The following is a 15,018-nucleotide window of genomic DNA, read 5'->3' as shown; positions in this document are numbered from 1 at the left end:
CATCTTATACCAAAGACGATATTGAATAAAAACCTTTGTTATTAGACAATAAACCCACTAGAGCTTTTAACCTAAATCGTCACAACGCCAATATTAAAAATATCTGTTGTGTTTAAATGGTATTACTACTGCTTTACCGCGATATTACAGTTTTATTGAATAATTAGGATAGACTAAATACCGCTAAAACAAATAAAATTTAGCCTACGTTGAGTAGATAATTAAGATTAATAAAGAGAAAAACATGTCTATTCATTTTGAAAAGTTTGGTAACGGCCCGGCATTAATTGTTATTCATGGCCTATTTGGTACTTTGGACAACTTAAAAACAGTCGGGAAAAGTCTCTCTGATCATTTTGAAGTGTTTTTAATAGACGCTCCTGCACATGGCAAATCTTCAACCCCGACGCCATTGGATCTGCAATCTATGGCTGACATGGTAATAACCTTTATAAAGCAACAACACTTGTCAAAAGTCAGCCTATTAGGGCATAGCTTAGGCGGTAAAATTGCAATGGAAGTAGCTTTAAAAGAGCCAAAATTAATTACTAAACTTATTGTAGCGGACATTGCCCCCGTTAAATATACACGCCGACATGATGCAATAATAAATGGCCTGCAATCTGTAACGGTTGATACGAATAATAGACGTGATGCAGATAGTAAGTTAAAAGGCTACATTCAAGAACCTGGCGTGCGAGGCTTTTTATTGAAAAGTTTTCTACCTAATGCAAGTTCTCCGTGGGCTTTTGACTTAGATGCGTTAGCCAAAAACTACGACAATCTTATAGACCGAAATACCAATGTAACGTCTCCGGTAGATACCCTATTTATTATCGGTGGTGAGTCAAATTACGTCACGTTGGAACATAAGACAGCAATACTCTCTCGCTTCCCAAATACCCGTTCTAAAGTGATCCATGGCACAGGCCATTGGCTGCATGCTGAAAAACCAGCAGCTTTTGAAAAAATTTGTCGAGAATTTTTAGTTCAGAGCTGAAATTAGTGTCGTAGTTTGATAGAATCCGCCGCCGTTTATTGTTTATTAAATAAAACGGTGGGTTTAATACAATTTTCAAAAACATTTTAGGTAAGTTAAAACGATGACACCGCAACAGTATGCCATTGCCGAAACGATAGGATTAAATCTGTTTTTTATCGGAATTTTCATTTTTATAGGTATGGCAATTCAAGATGTTCTAAAAAAAGGCGAAGTGCCTAAATTTGGTCGGGTATTTGTTTGGCTTGTTTTGTTTTTGGGATGCGCCGGCTTTGTATTTAAAGGCATAGTTCAGGTTCTTTGGGAATCAAACGGACTTTCTTAATGGCTAAAGTAACAATTGATCGTACAACCATTGACTTGTTTGAGACTGAAAAGCAACGGGGGCGACCTAAATCGTCTCCATATAGTCGAGAGCAACAACTAAGAATTAATAAGAAAAATCAGCTTGTTAGAGATAGACAAGCGGGTTTAAAAAGAGTCGAAATTAAGCTTCATAAAGAAACTTATGATAAAGCGTCTGAATTGGCCCTAGAACGAGGGTTAAGTCGCGGCGAATTTTTAGCTGACTTGATAAACGAATCATTAAAAAATTTATAGAAGGTTATTTTAAATGGCAAGCGTAGGCATTTATTTCGGTAGCGACACTGGTAATACTGAACATGTAGCAAAACTTATCCAAAAAGAACTTGGTAAAGGGCTAGTTGACGTTCATGACATCGCAAAAAGTACAAAAGAAGAAATTGCAGAATACGATTTGTTGTTATTCGGGATCCCTACTTGGTATTACGGCGAAGCACAATGTGACTGGGATGATTTTTTTCCTGAATTAGAGCAAATAGATTTTGATGGTAAGTTATATGCTGTATTTGGCTGTGGCGACCAAGAAGATTATGCTGAATATTTCTTAGACGCCATGGGTATGGTACGAGATATTGTTGATGCTAAAGGCGGTATTTTAATGGGCTTGTGGCCTACTGAAGGATATGATTTTGTTGCTTCTAAAGGGTTACAAGATGACAACCATTTTGTTGGTTTAGGTATAGACGAAGACCGTCAACCAGAACTAACCGAGCAACGAATTAAACAATGGTGTGCACAGATAAACGAAGAAATGTGTTTAGATGAACTAAAATAATATTTAGATAGCGCATTAAAAAGGACGGTAAGCCGTCCTTTTTTTATGTCTGACGCTAAAAAACTTATTTTATGTACTCAAGTGCCCTATTCAACGAGATTTCTCTGCTTTCGCAAAGCGCATCTTGTTTTATTAAATCCATTATCTTAAATTTTTCTAATTGTTGTCTCGTATTTACATCGTCACACAATAACAAAATTTCACAGTTGGCATCTACCGCATCCTTAATAGCGTTCTCTAACGCTAAACCAACGGTTACATCTATCATAGGTACGTCTGTTAAATCTAAGATCATGACTTGATAGTCTGAAATACTTGCATGCTGTTTTGAAATCGCTTTAGAGACACTAAAAATCATTGGCCCAGAGAGATAAAAAAACAATACCTTGCCGTTCGCTTGTTCTAATAGTTCCCGTTCACGATTTGTCAGAGGCACGTCATTATCGTCGGCGTCGCTAATTGCTTTAATTTTACGAGCTTGTTCTTTACTTAATTTTTCAATAACAATGATATTTGAAATAAATACCCCTAAACCGACTGCAGCAATTAGATCTACAAAAACCGTAAGGAGCATAACGCCATACATAATAAACATGCCTTGTTTACTAACTTTATGGGCTCGTTGAATAAAACTCCAATCTAAAATATTTAACCCAACATAAACCGCAATGCCAGCGAGAACGGCCATCGGAATGGGTTCGGTTAATCCGCCAGCAACTAAAACGACCAAAGCTAGGGTTCCAGCACGTATAATGCCTGATAACGGAGAACGAGCGCCAACTTGAATATTGGTGACAGTTCCCATTGTAGCGCCTGCACCAGGCAGTGCGCCAAATAAGCCTGAGATCATATTTGCTAAGCCCTGACCCCGTAATTCTTTGTCTGAGTCATGTTCTTTACGAGTTAATGAATCTCCGATTACCGCTGTTAGTAGAGTATCAATGCAACCTAAAGTACCTAAAACTAACGCATCAATAACCATAATTGTTAACATTTCAGCATTAAAATGAGGTATGACGATAGAAGGTAGCCCTGATGGTATTTCGCCAATCCTACGTACACTATCGGTGTCGAAGATGATGACTGAAACGAGTGTGACAAAGATCAATGCAACGAGTTGTGCAGGTACAAATTTTCGATATTTTTTAGGAAAATAGAACAATACCCCCAATGTGATCAGACCTAGAAAAACTTCACTAAGTTTTAAATTGCTTAAAAGTTCTGGCAGTGCACTTAATGTTCCTATGACACCACCGGCAGGTGCAGGATGGCCAACGAGCGGAGATAACTGCAAAATAATGAGAATAATACCAATCCCAGACATAAAGCCTGATATGACACTGTATGGCATTAACGTGACATATTTTCCGAGTTTTAAAGTCCCCAGTAAAATTTGAAATGCCCCGGCCATCATGACAACAGTAAATGACATTGCTATCCCAGTTTCAGGATATTTAGCCATCATCGTTGTAAGTACTGCGGTCATGATGACTGTCATTGGTCCGGTCGGTTCAGATATTAAAGTGGTAGAACCGCCAAACAGTGCGGCAAATAAACCAACTAAAATAGCCCCCCACAAACCAGCCTCTGCACCAGCTCCCGAGGCAACACCAAATGCAAGTGCTAGCGGTAAAGAAATAACGGCGGTGGTTACACCGCCAAAAACATCACCTTTTAGATCTATATGTTTAAAACGACTCTCTGACATAAAGGGATCTCCGATAGAAATATGTGCTTAGCTTACAATTTTATCAAAAATCATTTTTAAAGGCTGTGATATAAAATAACTTCCTTATACATATTATTTCTATGACCTTTAGGATTGGCTTTACTATCTTCAGTGGCAGTATTTTCAGGCGATTGCGACTTATGTAAGTATTACCAAAGCGAAAGATTAAATACCCTGCTGTTCAACACTTGTTAACAGAGGGTAAACAAATATTTGAAAACCGAAACATTAAAATTTGGCAGTAGTAACAGCGTCGCGGTTTGTTAATGGATAAAAAAATCCTTTAAAAACCGCGAGTGAATGGCTGTACCGATATTATTTTTGGTTAAATTGGTAATCGTTGAGAAAATATACTCTTTAACTCTGAAATAACAGAAACATCATCGATAGTAGATGGTATTTGAATGTCTTCACCATCAATCATTTGCTTCATTAATTTTCTCAGGACTTTACCTGAACGTGTTTTTGGTAAACGTTTTGCAACAGCCACTTCTTTTAACGATGCAATTGCGCCAATTTGTTCCCTTATTAATGACTTAATTTCCTTATCGTATGTATTTAGGTATTCAATCCCATTTTTTAAGACAACCAATGCATAAGGTACTTGCCCCTTAATATCACAATGTATTCCCATTACAGCGCACTCTGCTACAGCAGTATGGCCTGAAATAACATCTTCCATTTCACCGGTAGACAGTCTATGACCTGCAACATTTATTACGTCATCAGTTCTGCCCATAACAAATAAATAGCCGTTGTCATCGACATATCCCCCATCACCAGTCACATAATACCCATCAAAGCTATTTAGGTAACCGGCTTTAAACCTGTCATTGTTTTTCCAGATAGTCGGTAAACACCCAGGTGGTAATGGTAATTTAATCGCAATGGTACCCATTTTTCCGGCTTTGCATTGATGGCCGTCTTGATTAAGGATCTCGACTTGAAACCCTGGGATTGGTAAACCAGCGGAGCCAAGCTTTTCTTCGAGTTGTTCTAAACCTACAGGTATGCCAGCGATAGGCCATCCGGTTTCAGTTTGCCACCAATGATCGATAACGGGCTTATGGGTAGCTTCTTTTAACCATAGATAAGTGGAGGGGTCTAGCCGTTCCCCTGCTAAATAGAGGCGTTTTAGATTTGAAAGATCATATTCTTTTAAAAGACTCGCTTTAGGGTCTTCTTTTCGAATCGCTCTAAATGCGGTTGGCGCAGTAAACAAAATATTTACTTTATGTTCAGCACACACGCGCCAGAAAGTGCCTGCATCCGGTGTTTTTATGGGCTTACCTTCATACAATAACGTAGTGCAACCAGACATAAGCGGGCCATATAAAATATACGAATGCCCGACAACCCAGCCAACATCTGATGCGGCCCAAAACACATCACCCTGTGAAGCACCGTAGACAGTTTTCATACTGTATTTCATTGCAATGGCGTGGCCACCATTATCCCGCACAACACCTTTGGGCTTGCCTGTGGTACCAGACGTATACAAAATATAAAGCGGATCGGTAGCCTTAACAGGAACGGGAGGATGTAAAGGTGCAAGTTGCTCTTCATCCATCCAGTTTATATCAATTTCTTGGTCTAATTTGGCAAACAGTTGAGAACGTTGGTAAACAATACAAGCATTTGGTTTAATCTGGGGATCCGAACTGGCGATGGCTTTGTCTACAATCGGTTTGTATGGAATTACTTTGTCTATTTCGATACCGCAACTCGCAGTAACAATGACTTTTGGTTCCGCATCATCAATTCTAATGGCCAGTTCATGTGCTGCAAACCCACCAAATACAACTGAGTGAATAGCTCCGAGGCGCGCAGTTGCCAACATTGCGATTAAAGCTTCAGGGATCATAGGCATATAGATTAATACACGATCGCCTTTTTGCACATTTTGAGCCGCCAATACACTAGCAAATTTTGATACACGCTCTAGTAATTCATTGTAGGTTATCGTCAATTTGGTATTAGTTACTGGCGAGTCGTAAATGATTGCCGCATTATCGCCAAGACCGAGTTTTACTTGGCAATCCAGTGCGAGGTAAGACGTATTTAGTTCACCACCATCAAACCACCGATAAAAGCCATTGCTGTCTTTACTTAAAATCGAATCTGGATTTTTAAACCATTCGATAGTTTTAGACTCTTCAGCCCAAAAGCCTTCAGGGTCATGTTTAGCAGCTTGATAGGATGTAAAATAGGTCATGTTTATTCTCCAGACTAGTTTTATCACTACTAACCTAGAGAATAAACACACATTAAGGTATTAGACCTTAGGCTATAAAATCAAATAACAGAGTGCAGAAATAACGAAAGCGCCCATTATATTAAGCGGGACACCTTGTTTTGCCATATCTTTTACAGTGACTTGCCCTGTTGCAAATACGACAGAATTTGGCGCAGTCGCAACAGGTAAACAAAATGCAAAGCTGCATGAAATAACTGCTGGGATCATTATGTATTCGATAGGGATCCCTTTTTCGAAAGCGACACTTGCTAGTATTGGCATAAATAACGTCGCGGTGGCAGTATTAGAAGTGACCTCTGTTAAAAAAGATAAAGTTAAACAAAGGACAATCATTACTAAAAATATTTGCATTTCTAATGCGCTAGAAAGCGAATTACCGATAAGCTCGCTCAGGCCAGATGCACTAAATCCTTTTGCTAAACAAATACCACCACTGAACAGTATTAACATGTCCCATGGGATAGTTTTAGCCGTCTCCCAAGTGAGTATTGGCCTGTCATTATCGCCTTTAACAATGGCCATTATGATCGCCCCAAACATAGCAATGGTAACATCGCCAACACCTTCTATTCCGCTCCAAGCTGTCCAACCGCCAAACGGTGTTTTTCTGAAAACCCAGAGGCAAACAACAACAGAAAAAATTGCTAAAGCCCGTTTTTCAGCCAAACTCCATTGTCCCATTTGGGGCAACTCAATTTTGTGGTCGAGTTTAATTTTGTGTGTTAACCACAATGCCACTAGTGGGATCATTACAACGACAATGGGTACACCAATTGCCATCCAATCAACAAAGTTAAATTCCATACCGGCATATTGTTCATAAACAGATGCAAAAATAACATTTGGTGGTGTACCAATTAGTGTCCCTACTCCTCCAATAGAAGCTGAGTAAGCTAACCCAAGTAGCAGTGCTACCGAAAATACTTTATTAGAACTGCCAGCACATACCGCTGCGGCAACTGGCATTAATGCCAATACAGTCGCTGTATTAGACATCCACATAGATAAAAAAGCACTGGCACACATAAATGCAAAAACAATACGAAATGCACTAGTACCACCGATAACGTTAATAATTTTAAATGCTATCCGCTTATGCACCTGCGAGCTTTCTAAACCCTTTGCGAGTAAAAATGCACCAAGTAATAAAATAATGACGTGATTGCCAAACGACGACGAAGCTTGTTTATAATCAATAATGTTAAAGGTAGGCAATACAACAAAAGGTAATAGAGAAGTAAATGGGATGGGTACACATTCAAATATCCACCAAGTGCCAACCCACACTGTTAATCCAATGGTAATTGCAATGTCCTGTGATAACCCTAAATAAAAACATATGACACCTGTAAATACTGCGACGATAGGTGCTATCCAGGTAAGGCTTTGTTTAGGGTCAAACATTTAAATTTCCTTGACGTATAAAACCGGCCGAAATATAAGGCACCATTCGATCTAAGATGTCATCAAGGTAAAGCTCTGTATTAAAATCGGCTTTTACAATATCTGTCAGCGCATCAGATGCCGACAAAGTGAATGATGTTGTGCCTAACGCAAAATGTAAATGCCAAAATAATTCTTCTTCAGACAATTGTGGGCAACTTTGATGAAATGCCTGACGGATGAATCGTAACTCGGTTTGATATTTGTGGGTAATAAAGCCTCGCAAATGGCCTTGTGAATCAATATAACCGCGACCAAGTAACTTAAGAAAGTAGACAGTTCCACCATCATTTATTGAATTTAAGGTTAATAATGGTTGTTTAAAAATGGAAAATATCGCGCTTATACTTGGTTCTTCTTTTTTGTTTTGAAGTTGTTTTAGATTTGCAATAATATCTGGCATCAATTGAGATAGATACCTATCGATAACTTCAATGGTTAACGCTTTTTTTGAACCAAAATGATAGTTAACCGATGCCAAATTTACATTTGCTCGATTCGTTATTTGTCGCATGGATGTTTCTGCATATCCGTGTGTAGCAAACAAATATTCTGCCGCATTTAAAATTTTAATTTTGGTTGAATTCATGGAGTAATACTTTTGTTTTAAACAGGCGTTTAGAATAGAACGAAATATGAATTCTATCAAAATTAAGTTGTTATGTTATTTATCTACTAAGCTTTTACTAAGCGTTTAAATACGAATGGAATTAACCGAATGGACAAAAAATATTACGTAGCATTAATTTGTGCTGTTTTAGTGTGTTTAATTGTCCCGTTATTAAAATTATTTGACGGTGAACATTTGAAACTTAAAGAGGAATTTACGCAGACCCGATATAATTTTCAGAAAGTTTACGGTGCAATACAGCCAATTCCGACCATCATTGAAATTAACAAAGAATGGGTAAGTTTAGGTAAAGCCGTATTTCATAGTCCGTTGTTATCTAAAGACAATACGGTTTCATGTGCATCCTGTCACCTAATTGATTATGGTGGTGATGATGGTTTTCCAGTATCGACGGGCATAAAAAATCGAAAAGGTTCTAGAAATTCACCCACCGTATTGAACGCCGTATTTAACTTTAAGCAATTTTGGGATGGTCGTGCAAACACGTTAGAGGAGCAAATGCTTGGCCCTATTCACAACCCTATAGAGATGGGCACTACCTGGCCAGAAATTATTACAAAGCTTAAAAATGATGCGTATTTTGCAAGTCAATTCTCAGAGTTGTTTGAAGACGGTATTACGCAAAAAAATATAACGCAGGTGATCGCCACATTCGAAGAGTCTTTAATTACCCCAGGTTCAGCAATTGATCGGTTTATTTTGGGTGATAGCAACGCATTAACGATACAGCAACAAAGAGGTTTACACTTGTTTAAATCTTACGGCTGCACAACGTGTCATCAAGGTATTAATATAGGTGGCAACATTTTTCAAAAATTTGGGCGTTTGCAACACGTTCCACTTGGGCTTAAAACTGACCCTGGACGTTATGCTATTACCAATGACCCTAATGACAATCATGTTTTTAAAGTACCTTCTCTGCGGAATGTTGCTGAAACAGCGCCCTATTTTCACAATGGTGAAATCGCAACATTGGATGAAGCCGTAAAGATAATGGCAAGATCACAGTTAGGACGGGAGTTAACATCGACAGAAATTGAAGACATTGTCGCATTACTTTATTCGTTTAGTGGGCCTCGGGTAGAGGTTGATTAATATGAGTATATTTAAATATCTACCTGAAGCTCTTTGTTTGTCTTTACTGGCATATTTTGCAAACAATGGAAGTCAAGCATATCTAGATAGTCAACATTTATATGTGAACTTGGAAAAGTTAAAAACATTAGAAATGTTATTACCAAAACATCAAATTCAATTATTGAACGTCAATTTTAGTGACCAGGTCCACTATGATAGATTTGCCCAGTTAGATTCGCAAATTGAACAAGCTGCCAAAGACTTAGAAAATAAGACTCAACTGCAAACGCTCATTCGAAATTATTCATCAGGTACATCTAAATACATTCAATTAGTCACAATGTTTAAAACGTCACTACGACTAATTAGTGGTTATGAAACTAGTGCATTTGTGGTTACAAACAGCGTGATACAGCAGGGAAAAATAGATGTTTTTAACTTTCTAAATAACCCAACGAGCCGACTGCAACAAGCAATAATGACACGATTAAATTCATTTGATTCAACACAGTTGACGCTATCAGAATTGAACCATTGGAATTTATTTAGACTGCATAGTCTATTTGTTTTGGAAAATTACCAACAGTCAGCAACGCAACGGCAACACTTAATAAACCTTCCTATTATTAGTAATGTTAACAAAGCTGTAGAAACCGAATATCTTAATATTACACGGTCACAACGAACGTTGATTACTGCAACTTCAGCCAGTATTTTGTGCCTATTGCTTTTGCTTATAATCGTGTTAAAACGTCAACAGATGAAATTACGGCAGACGTCCGAATCATTAGAACATGCCGTAGAAATCAAGAGCCAGTTTCTCGCCAATATGTCCCATGAAATACGAACACCTATGACTGGGATTATTGGACTCATTGAGTTAACACTTAAAACAACGTTGACGCCTCAGCAACGCGCCTACTTAGAGAAAGTCGACTTTTCTGCAAATGCCCTACTCACTATCATTAACGACATTTTAGACTTTTCTAAAATAGAATCTGGCCAGCTCAGTATCGAAAACATTACTTTTGATCATATAAAACTGTTTGACAGTCTTAACATTATGTTAGGTCGTGTTGCCGAGGATAAAGCAATAGAACTTATTTTTGATATTTCGCCAGATGTACCAAAAACCATTACCGGAGACCCAGTTAGAGTTAACCAAATTTTACTTAATTTGATGAGCAATGCAGTGAAATTTACTGAACATGGACACGTCATTTTGCACGTTAATTTGGCTCAATACGATGGTAAAGACTGGATCTGTTACCAAATAGAAGATACGGGTATCGGTCTATCCACTGAACAACAACTGAGGCTATTTAAACGATTTTCTCAAGCAGACCATTCAACGACTAGAAAATATGGCGGCACTGGTCTTGGATTAGCAATCGCAAAATTATTGGTTGAGTTAATGGGAGGTCGAATTTGGGTAGAAAGCGAATTGGGTTCGGGTTCGAAATTTAATGTAGCGTTACCGCTTATCGAATTAAAATCAAAAATTGAACCCGATAGCTTACCCGGCTTACAAATGTTACTTATTGAAGATTATGAAGTGACTCAAATTGTTATAAGCAAAATGGCCAATCATTTTAAAGTTGACGTTGACATCGCCACAACAATTTCAGAAGCCTTAACTTTAGTAGAAAAGAATCATTATGACCTTGCGCTAGTAGATTGGAATTTAAAAGGAGAATCTGGTCTCGACTTTATTGTCGCAATGGAAAACCATGCAAATCGACCTGATTTATTGGTCATATGTAGTGCATACAGTAAAGAGTACATAGAAAACCACGCAAACGTAGCATTTACCGGCCTATTTCTGCCTAAGCCCGTAACAATGGAAAGTTTGTATCAGATATTAAAAATAGCAAAAGAAAAAAACCATAGCGAATTAGACTTTATTGGAAAATCTAACCAGTTAGTCAAGGAAGTACCTAACAATCAAACGACGGTATCTAAATTAATTCAAAAAATATTGCTAGTTGAAGATAATAAAATAAATCAAATTGTTGCAATGAATCTTCTACAAAGCCTTGGTTTAACAGTTGATTTAGCAGAAAACGGCAAAGAAGCGTTAGAGGCGATAGAAAAATATGCCTACCGAGTGGTATTGATGGATGTTCAAATGCCTGTAATGGACGGGATAGAAACAACCAAAGTATTAAGACAAACGTACGAATTTGATGAACTAATCATTGTTGCATTAACAGCAAATGTCACCGAAGAAGAAGTCATTTATTATCAGAAAATTGGTATGAACGCGCATTTAGGAAAGCCCTACGAACTTGATAAAATACAAATTTTGTTAAGTAAATATTACCAATTATACGATGACGTTGAGTAATATTTAGGGCTACTTATCTTTGTTAAATTTAAACGTTTCTAAGGGTTCTGTAAGTACCTTTTGAGTTTAAAATCCTGTATTATACGCAACGCAATTCATACTTCGAATATAGAACCACAAAATAAGGCCCAATATGACCGTAAACAAATTTGACCCGACACAAACTACGACTTTAGAGACACCCAAAAAAGTCTTAGAACAACAGTCAAATAGCGCCAAAGAAGGTCAGCAAATAAACCTTGGTGCAGCTCGAATTGGTTTTATAAGCTTAGGTTGCCCTAAAAACTTGGTTGACTCAGAACGCATTCTGACTCAATTACGTACAGAAGGTTACGAAGTTGTTAATACATACAATGATTCAGATTTAGTCATCGTTAATACCTGCGGATTTATCGATGACGCAGTACAGGAATCTCTCGATACAATTGGAGAAGCACTTAAAGAAAATGGCCGTGTTATCGTTACAGGTTGTTTAGGTGTTAAAAGTGATGAAATTCGAGAAATACATCCAAATGTGCTTGCCGTAACAGGCCCACATGCCTATGAAGAAGTGTTAAATCAAGTTCATGAGCATTTACCAAAACCTGAACATAACCCTTTTGAAAACTTAATCCCAGATCATGGCGTTAAACTTACGCCTAAACATTTCGCCTATTTAAAAATATCGGAAGGCTGCAATCACAAATGTACCTTCTGTATTATCCCCTCTATGCGTGGTGATCTAGTTAGTCGCCCAATTGGTGAAGTTTTATCTGAAGCGGAGCGGTTAAAAGCAGCGGGTGTAAAAGAACTCTTAGTTATCTCGCAAGATACAAGCGCCTATGGTGTTGATGTCAAATATAAAATGGATTTTTGGAACGGCATGCCAGTAAAAACTGACATGAAAACGTTATGTGAAAAGTTAGGTGAATTAGGGTTATGGGTTCGCTTGCACTATGTTTACCCATATCCATCAGTTGATAAAGTCATTCCGTTGATGACGGAAGGTAAATTATTGCCATACTTAGATATTCCTTTTCAACATGCGTCTCCTAAAATATTAAAAGCAATGAAACGTCCGGGACAAGCAGAACGAGTTCTTGAGCGCATCAAAAAGTGGCGTGAAATTTGTCCTGAAATTGTTATCCGCTCAACGTTTATTGTGGGTTTCCCGGGTGAAACCGAAGAAGATTTCCAATTGTTGTTGGATTGGTTAGAAGACGCTCAACTCGACCGTGTAGGTTGTTTTAAATACAGCGAAGTTGAAGGTGCGGTCGCAAACGATTTAGCCGACCATGTGAGCGAAGATGTAAAAGAAGAACGCTATGCGCGTTTCATGGAGAAACAACAATTAATAAGTACAAATAAACTGAAAGCTCGCATTGGCAGCACGATGAAAGTGCTTGTCGATGAAGTTGATGAAGAAGGCGCAATTGGACGTACAACTGCAGACGCTCCTGAAATTGATGGTATGGTTTATCTCAATGGCGTATTTAATGTTGAAGCGGGTGATATGATTGATGTTCAGATTGAACACAGTGACGAATATGATCTTTGGGGAACACCAGTATAACGCGCTTTGTTGGGACTTTATAATCCCCCACTAAATACTGGGTTTAATTATATTTTTTGTATGCCTATAATCATACACAAACTAAAATAAGAAAAAGTGACTAATGAGTGAAAACGACATTCAACTAAAAAAGGCGGGACTTAAGGTCACGTCGCCACGACTTAAGGTCCTTGAGATCTTAAAGTCTATTCCTGATGAACATATCAGTGCAGAAGACTTGTACAAATTAATGTTAGATCAAGACGAAGAGATTGGTCTAGCAACAATTTACCGAGTGTTAAATCAATTTGACGACGCAGGTATCGTTACTCGCCATCATTTTGAAGGTGGTAAGTCCGTATTTGAACTCAGCGATAAACATCATCACGATCATCTTGTTTGTTTAAAATGCGGCAAGGTCATCGAATTTGAAGACGACGTAATTGAAGAGCGTCAATTGATGGTTTCTAAACGCTACAATGTGAAGTTGACTCACCACAGTTTATATCTATACGGCGAATGTAACGATACAGAAGCATGTGAAGACTATAAAAATAACAACTAACGTTCATTTTTAGTGTTTAATATTAAAAAGCAGCAATTAGCTGCTTTTTTTGTATCTCATGTTTTAACGTCTATTAAATTTCTATCACGTTAAAGGCTAAACATTCATTTCGCCTTCTCCTACTAAAGAATGTGGGTAGTCTTGGACTCTTTTTTGGAACGTAAAAATCGCTGAATTATTTATCTTACCGTTATCTATGTTAATGGCACGATTAATCGTATCGTTTTTAAACCAACTGTCCCGCCCTTTTAACATGACTGGTATGTAAACAATTAGTGCTGCGGAGATTGAACGAGTTGCACTTTCCCAAAGATAACTCGGTGTATGATCAACAGCGTAATAGTCTGTTTGGTTATACCTAAACATCGGGTTTTTAAAAGTGGTTGGTTTGGCAAAAAAGAAGCCCATGCCTTCATCACAACTCACGTCAATGATTAGACTATTGTGCTTCAGACATTCTTGTTCTGATTCAATTACAAAGTTGGTCGGCTTTAGGGTATTTTGAAAAGTGCCATTTACAATAATATCCGCTTCGCTTATCAATTCAGATAGTGGTCTAGAGGTACCGTCATGTTCAAAAACCATCATTCTGTCTTCGCCTTCTTTGCCATTTTTGACTCGGACATAATTACAATCTAAGACTTCTTCTCGAACTTCATCCTCAACTCGTTGAATACAGATAGTAATGTCTCTAAATCCATGGGCTTTTAAAGCATAAATAGCGCCGCGACTAACTGCACCAAAACCAAAGATAATAGTCTTCCGTTGGTTACCATAATGGCCATCTATGCCTTTGAGTTGTAAAGCATGGATCACGGCGCAATAGCCTGCCATTTCATTATTTTTATAAAATGTATGTCGCCCTATCTGTCCAGTTGCCGACCAAACAAACATATCTTCAAAAGCAATTATTGTTAGTTTTCTATCAATGGCCGCCTGCGTAATATCTTGCTGTTGCACACAATGTGCATAACCCCATAAAGTACCGCCTTCTTTTAGCTCAAGTAAATCTTCAAGAACAGGTTTAGCGATAATAACCGTCCCTATCTCTTTTAGAATTTCAGAACGTGTTGCTATTCCACCAGTCATTGCCGCTATTTCTTCATCACTCATTCCAAATTCAATCCCATAACCTGTTTCAAAAACTAACTGGCGGCGAAAAGATTCGGGTATTCTTGTTAAGTGTTCAGGATGAATAGGGAAACGTTTTTCATCTTGTTTTTTAGAAGTTCCAATGACTCCTACAATTAAGTTATTCAATTTGTCTTTCCTTTTATTAAATATTTAATAGGTGAGACGT

13 protein-coding genes are annotated in these 15,018 nt (G+C 37.9%); 8 read left to right on the top strand and 5 right to left on the bottom strand.

The features are described from left to right. Nucleotides 1-244 precede the first annotated feature (244 nt). From KO525_RS06225 to fldA, 4 genes are all read left to right on the top strand, one after another. Nucleotides 245-1,000: an alpha/beta fold hydrolase gene (locus KO525_RS06225; RefSeq protein WP_215962924.1), complete on the top strand. Its 756-nt coding sequence runs from the start codon at nt 245-247 to the stop codon at nt 998-1,000. A gap of 103 nt (nt 1,001-1,103) precedes the next feature. Next, nucleotides 1,104-1,325: a DUF2788 domain-containing protein gene (locus KO525_RS06220; protein ID WP_215962923.1), complete on the top strand. Its 222-nt coding sequence runs from the start codon at nt 1,104-1,106 to the stop codon at nt 1,323-1,325. Next, nucleotides 1,325-1,600: a LexA regulated protein gene (gene ybfE, locus KO525_RS06215; RefSeq protein ID WP_215962922.1), complete on the top strand. Its 276-nt coding sequence runs from the start codon at nt 1,325-1,327 to the stop codon at nt 1,598-1,600. Before KO525_RS06220 ends, ybfE begins: the two co-directional genes overlap by 1 nt. Before the next feature lie 13 nt (nt 1,601-1,613). Next, nucleotides 1,614-2,138 carry a flavodoxin FldA gene (gene fldA / locus KO525_RS06210; protein WP_215962921.1) on the top strand — a complete coding sequence of 175 codons (525 nt, stop codon included), beginning with the start codon at nt 1,614-1,616 and terminating at the stop codon, nt 2,136-2,138. Nucleotides 2,139-2,202: 64 nt separating this feature from the next. Here fldA and KO525_RS06205 read toward each other — a convergent pair whose 3' ends face one another. The 4 genes from KO525_RS06205 to KO525_RS06190 form a co-directional block, all read right to left on the bottom strand. Then, the gene (locus KO525_RS06205) at nt 2,203-3,846 is read right to left on the bottom strand and encodes a SulP family inorganic anion transporter (RefSeq protein WP_215962920.1); all 1,644 of its coding nucleotides are present in this window, start codon (nt 3,844-3,846) and stop codon (nt 2,203-2,205) included. Nucleotides 3,847-4,192: 346 nt separating this feature from the next. Further along, the gene (locus KO525_RS06200) at nt 4,193-6,082 is read right to left on the bottom strand and encodes an AMP-binding protein (protein WP_215962919.1); all 1,890 of its coding nucleotides are present in this window, start codon (nt 6,080-6,082) and stop codon (nt 4,193-4,195) included. Between the two features lie 72 nt (nt 6,083-6,154). Continuing rightward, a complete protein-coding gene (locus KO525_RS06195) occupies nt 6,155-7,528 on the bottom strand; it encodes a DASS family sodium-coupled anion symporter (RefSeq protein WP_215962918.1) in 1,374 nt (457 codons plus the stop codon). Continuing rightward, the gene (locus KO525_RS06190) at nt 7,521-8,156 is read right to left on the bottom strand and encodes a TetR/AcrR family transcriptional regulator (protein WP_215962917.1); all 636 of its coding nucleotides are present in this window, start codon (nt 8,154-8,156) and stop codon (nt 7,521-7,523) included. Before KO525_RS06190 ends, KO525_RS06195 begins: the two co-directional genes overlap by 8 nt. A gap of 129 nt (nt 8,157-8,285) precedes the next feature. On the opposite strand from KO525_RS06190, the gene KO525_RS06185 reads away from it, so the two are divergent. From KO525_RS06185 to fur, 4 genes are all read left to right on the top strand, one after another. Next, the gene (locus KO525_RS06185; protein WP_215962916.1) at nt 8,286-9,293 is read left to right on the top strand and encodes a cytochrome-c peroxidase; all 1,008 of its coding nucleotides are present in this window, start codon (nt 8,286-8,288) and stop codon (nt 9,291-9,293) included. 1 nt (nt 9,294) lies between these two features. After that, entirely contained in the window at nt 9,295-11,622 is a 2,328-nt protein-coding gene (locus KO525_RS06180; RefSeq protein WP_215962915.1) for a response regulator, read from the top strand. A 133-nt stretch (nt 11,623-11,755) separates the two neighbouring features. Next, entirely contained in the window at nt 11,756-13,174 is a 1,419-nt protein-coding gene (rimO, locus tag KO525_RS06175; RefSeq protein ID WP_215962914.1) for a 30S ribosomal protein S12 methylthiotransferase RimO, read from the top strand. Nucleotides 13,175-13,277: 103 nt separating this feature from the next. Continuing rightward, nucleotides 13,278-13,718 (top strand): ferric iron uptake transcriptional regulator, encoded by a 441-nt coding sequence (gene fur / locus KO525_RS06170; protein WP_215962913.1) that lies wholly within the window; start codon nt 13,278-13,280, stop codon nt 13,716-13,718. A gap of 96 nt (nt 13,719-13,814) precedes the next feature. Here fur and KO525_RS06165 read toward each other — a convergent pair whose 3' ends face one another. Next, nucleotides 13,815-14,978 carry a N(5)-(carboxyethyl)ornithine synthase gene (locus KO525_RS06165; protein ID WP_215962912.1) on the bottom strand — a complete coding sequence of 388 codons (1,164 nt, stop codon included), beginning with the start codon at nt 14,976-14,978 and terminating at the stop codon, nt 13,815-13,817. Between the last annotated feature and the right edge of the window lie 40 nt (nt 14,979-15,018).

The sequence above is a fragment of the Psychrosphaera sp. B3R10 genome (genome assembly GCF_018861025.1).
Classification (GTDB): Bacteria; Pseudomonadota; Gammaproteobacteria; order Enterobacterales; family Alteromonadaceae; genus Psychrosphaera; species Psychrosphaera algicola.
This window is presented reverse-complemented; position numbering and strand designations above follow the sequence as displayed.

Excerpts from the sequence above, each read along its gene's own strand:
- KO525_RS06225 (WP_215962924.1), top strand. The coding sequence starts at position 245 with ATGTCTATTCATTTTGAAAAGTTTGGTAACGGCCCGGCATTAATTGTT.
- KO525_RS06220 (WP_215962923.1), top strand. The coding sequence starts at position 1,104 with ATGACACCGCAACAGTATGCCATTGCCGAAACGATAGGATTAAATCTG.
- ybfE (WP_215962922.1), top strand. The coding sequence starts at position 1,325 with ATGGCTAAAGTAACAATTGATCGTACAACCATTGACTTGTTTGAGACT.
- fldA (WP_215962921.1), top strand. The coding sequence starts at position 1,614 with ATGGCAAGCGTAGGCATTTATTTCGGTAGCGACACTGGTAATACTGAA.
- KO525_RS06205 (WP_215962920.1), bottom strand. The coding sequence starts at position 3,846 with ATGTCAGAGAGTCGTTTTAAACATATAGATCTAAAAGGTGATGTTTTT.
- KO525_RS06200 (WP_215962919.1), bottom strand. The coding sequence starts at position 6,082 with ATGACCTATTTTACATCCTATCAAGCTGCTAAACATGACCCTGAAGGC.
- KO525_RS06195 (WP_215962918.1), bottom strand. The coding sequence starts at position 7,528 with ATGTTTGACCCTAAACAAAGCCTTACCTGGATAGCACCTATCGTCGCA.
- KO525_RS06190 (WP_215962917.1), bottom strand. The coding sequence starts at position 8,156 with ATGAATTCAACCAAAATTAAAATTTTAAATGCGGCAGAATATTTGTTT.
- KO525_RS06185 (WP_215962916.1), top strand. The coding sequence starts at position 8,286 with ATGGACAAAAAATATTACGTAGCATTAATTTGTGCTGTTTTAGTGTGT.
- KO525_RS06180 (WP_215962915.1), top strand. The coding sequence starts at position 9,295 with ATGAGTATATTTAAATATCTACCTGAAGCTCTTTGTTTGTCTTTACTG.
- rimO (WP_215962914.1), top strand. The coding sequence starts at position 11,756 with ATGACCGTAAACAAATTTGACCCGACACAAACTACGACTTTAGAGACA.
- fur (WP_215962913.1), top strand. The coding sequence starts at position 13,278 with ATGAGTGAAAACGACATTCAACTAAAAAAGGCGGGACTTAAGGTCACG.